Genomic DNA, 2,899 nt, shown 5'->3' on the forward strand with positions numbered 1-2,899 from the left:
GGGCTCTAAGGCACCATAGTTCATCGACCTTCCTCTTCCAGCCATAGAATCAGTATGGACGGATTCAATTCATTTTCATTCTCTGTGGTGCAGCGCCGATTTTTGCGCTGCATGGATGACTAACGGGCAGTATTATTTAATAAGGTTATGTGAATTGGAGGGTTACTTTCATGGATAAGAAATGCACTGTAGTTACATTAAAAGAACGTCCAGATTTAAAAGATGAATTAAATAAGTTACATAGTATAGGTTGGGTAAGTTATATGGGAGAGGACCCAATAGCGGTAAAGTATTGGAATAGATTGCTTTCCTGTTTTCCTGAATATCAATTTATTCTTTTAAATGAAGAGTCTAAACCTATCGCTTGTGGTAATTCAATTCCTTTTGATTGGGATGGTAATAAAGATAGTTTACCAACAGGATGGGATGGAGTCTTTGAAAAAGGAATATTAGATTACGAAAATAATGTACAATCTAATTCATTGTCAGCTTTAGCTATCGTCATTCATCCAGAATTTAGAGGTAAAGGAATAAGTGACAGAATGGTAAGGGAAATGAAAAGTTTAGCTATTAAAGGTAATTTAAAAAATATGATAGCTCCTGTTCGTCCTTCGTTAAAATCCAAATACCCACTTATTCCTATGGAAGAATACATTAGTTGGATAAGAGATGATGGAACCCCTTTTGACCCTTGGATTAGAACGCATTATAAGATTGGTGCCTCAATAATTAAAGTGGCAGAAAAATCTATGATAATTCCAGCATCAGTTAAAGAGTGGGAAGATTGGACTGGCTTAAAGTTACCTTCTTCGGGGAGTTATGTCATTCCTGGAGGATTAGTTCCACTAGAAGTGGATAATTCAGCGAACATGGGTGTTTACATAGAACCAAATGTATGGATGAAGCATTATTTAGATTAAAATTCGAAGAAAATCGTGCGAACAGAAAAAGCGAAGTGGAAAGCGTCCATAGTACGAAAATCAAGTCGAAAGAAGTTTTTAGAATGGAAATGTTAATATTTGTTAATGTTTATTAAGAAAACTTTGAAACCTTTTTGTTAATGTGGCGTCTTTATTTATCGAGGACAATATAAGGGGGAAAGTTTTTGAAAAAGGCTTTATTTGTTGTTAGTCTTTTTGTCGTTGGGGGAACTATTACTGGATATGCAATCACGAATGCATACAAGCCGAAAGTGGAAACGAATATTCAAGCCGAAGTCAAGGATGAAGAAGCAGAAATTGAACGAGTTGTTGACACTTCAATCACAAAACCAGAATATGATTCGTTTGTTTCGTTTATTGGTGATTACAACAAATTCTTAAATATCCCCAATCACGATTGGGAGAAAATTAACCTTCATGCGATACTTTCATATATAGATCACTTCGAAAATCAAATTGTTGATTTGGGATTGACCGCAGAAGTAGACGAATTTGAAAAAATTGTCTTCGAAATGGAAAATAATCAAGCAGCAGGTCGTGGCGATTTGAACAAACAACTTGTTGAGAACTTCAAGTCACAATTATGGGTACTTCATGAACAGATTTTTTCGAAACAGACCGTCGAAATGTTCGGTAAACAAGTAAGTCCAGTTGAATATTTCCAATTGACTAAACCGGAATTTTCTTCGGTTGAAGAATTTATAAAGTGGACGGCAGAAAGTTGGGCGGAAGGTTCAGAATTTAGAAGGACATTTGGCAACAACGAAGACCCCGCATATTCGATTGCAGATTCAGTTGTTCATTACGTCAATTATTTTGCATTGGAGATTGAAGAAAAAGGTGGAGATTTAGGGACTAATATGAAAATATTGCAAGAAATCGCCTATAAAATGGGGATTGCACAACGACATCCGGAATTGGATATAGACGTCGAATATCTGAAACAAGAATTTGAAGAAAGATTGAACTTTATAATGTCGAAACTATAAGTGGCGGAGTATTTTCCAAGGGGGATTAGTGATGAAGAAAACATTATTGATTTTATCTTTGGTCGCTTTTGGAAGAATCGGGGGATATATCGCAACCGACTATGTGAAGGCACAAAAGGACGTTGAAAGGGCGGAAGAACTTGATATTAAACAAGAATACGTTGACTTTTTCACAAATCTTCCTGAAGGATTCAAAGAAGAATTTACAAATGGACACATTGTCGGATACTTCAACAACAACGAAACTTTTCGGGAATTATTACGAATTGCTGCTAATAAGACCGAGGACTTGAAGGAAGAACAAATTGTAGAATTTACTTCGTTCCCGCCTAAACATAGCGGAACATTGGAAGAACAAGTTGAAGCCGTTCTGGTAGACCCACCAAAAACGAAATTCGAAGTTATAAGACCGGAGTCGAATGACGTTAATTGATTATTAACGGCGGGGAATCCCGTCTTTTATTTTTGACTCTTTTTATTTTATTGAACGAATATTACGATAAACATGATTGCAAGAATACATAACTTTTATTGAATGTTAATATGTAGTTATTAAATTTACCTCCGCCATTCATGTGTTAAATCGTGTTCCGTTAGAAGTGTCGGTTCGGCCCCGACCACCGGTATCTTGTAAATATGAAATATCAAAACCTTCTACACTAATTGTAGGAGGTTTTTTTATGTGCGCCCAGCATGGGTGCAATCTATAGGGTGAAAGTCCCGAACTGTGAAGGCAGAAGTAACAGTAGCTTAACGCAAGGGTGTCCGTGGTGACACGGAATCTGAAGGAAGCGAGCGGCAAACCTCCGGTCTGAGGAACACGAACTTCATATAAGGCTAGGTATAAATGTCAACGATAATATGTACACTTTTGCTCGTTTTAGAATGTACAATTCTGCTATTCGGACTTTGGTATTATCCCCCAGCCTTTCTGTTTCTTTTGCTGGGGGGAGGTTTTGTTAATCTAAA

General features: G+C 36.9%; 3 protein-coding genes. All 3 read left to right on the forward strand.

All coding sequences use genetic code 11. The annotated features are described in order from the left end of the window. The first annotated feature begins 170 nt into the window (after nucleotides 1-170). Nucleotides 171-920: an N-acetyltransferase gene (locus MLE14_RS22020; RefSeq protein ID WP_243300511.1), complete on the forward strand. Its 750-nt coding sequence runs from the start codon at nucleotides 171-173 to the stop codon at nucleotides 918-920. 185 nt (nucleotides 921-1,105) lie between these two features. Beyond that, complete coding sequence (locus MLE14_RS22025; protein ID WP_243300512.1) at nucleotides 1,106-1,930, forward strand: hypothetical protein; 825 nt, start codon at nucleotides 1,106-1,108, stop codon at nucleotides 1,928-1,930. Between the two features lie 31 nt (nucleotides 1,931-1,961). Further along, the gene (locus MLE14_RS22030) at nucleotides 1,962-2,363 is read left to right on the forward strand and encodes a hypothetical protein (RefSeq protein ID WP_243300513.1); all 402 of its coding nucleotides are present in this window, start codon (nucleotides 1,962-1,964) and stop codon (nucleotides 2,361-2,363) included. The last annotated feature ends 536 nt before the right edge of the window (nucleotides 2,364-2,899 follow it).

This window comes from Bacillus litorisediminis, from assembly GCF_022808645.1.
In the GTDB taxonomy this organism is placed as follows: domain Bacteria; phylum Bacillota; class Bacilli; order Bacillales; family JC228; genus Bacillus_BF; species Bacillus_BF litorisediminis.

Coding starts and splice junctions, on each gene's coding strand:
- MLE14_RS22030 (WP_243300513.1), top strand. CDS start 1,962: ATGAAGAAAACATTATTGATTTTATCTTTGGTCGCTTTTGGAAGAATC.
- MLE14_RS22020 (WP_243300511.1), top strand. CDS start 171: ATGGATAAGAAATGCACTGTAGTTACATTAAAAGAACGTCCAGATTTA.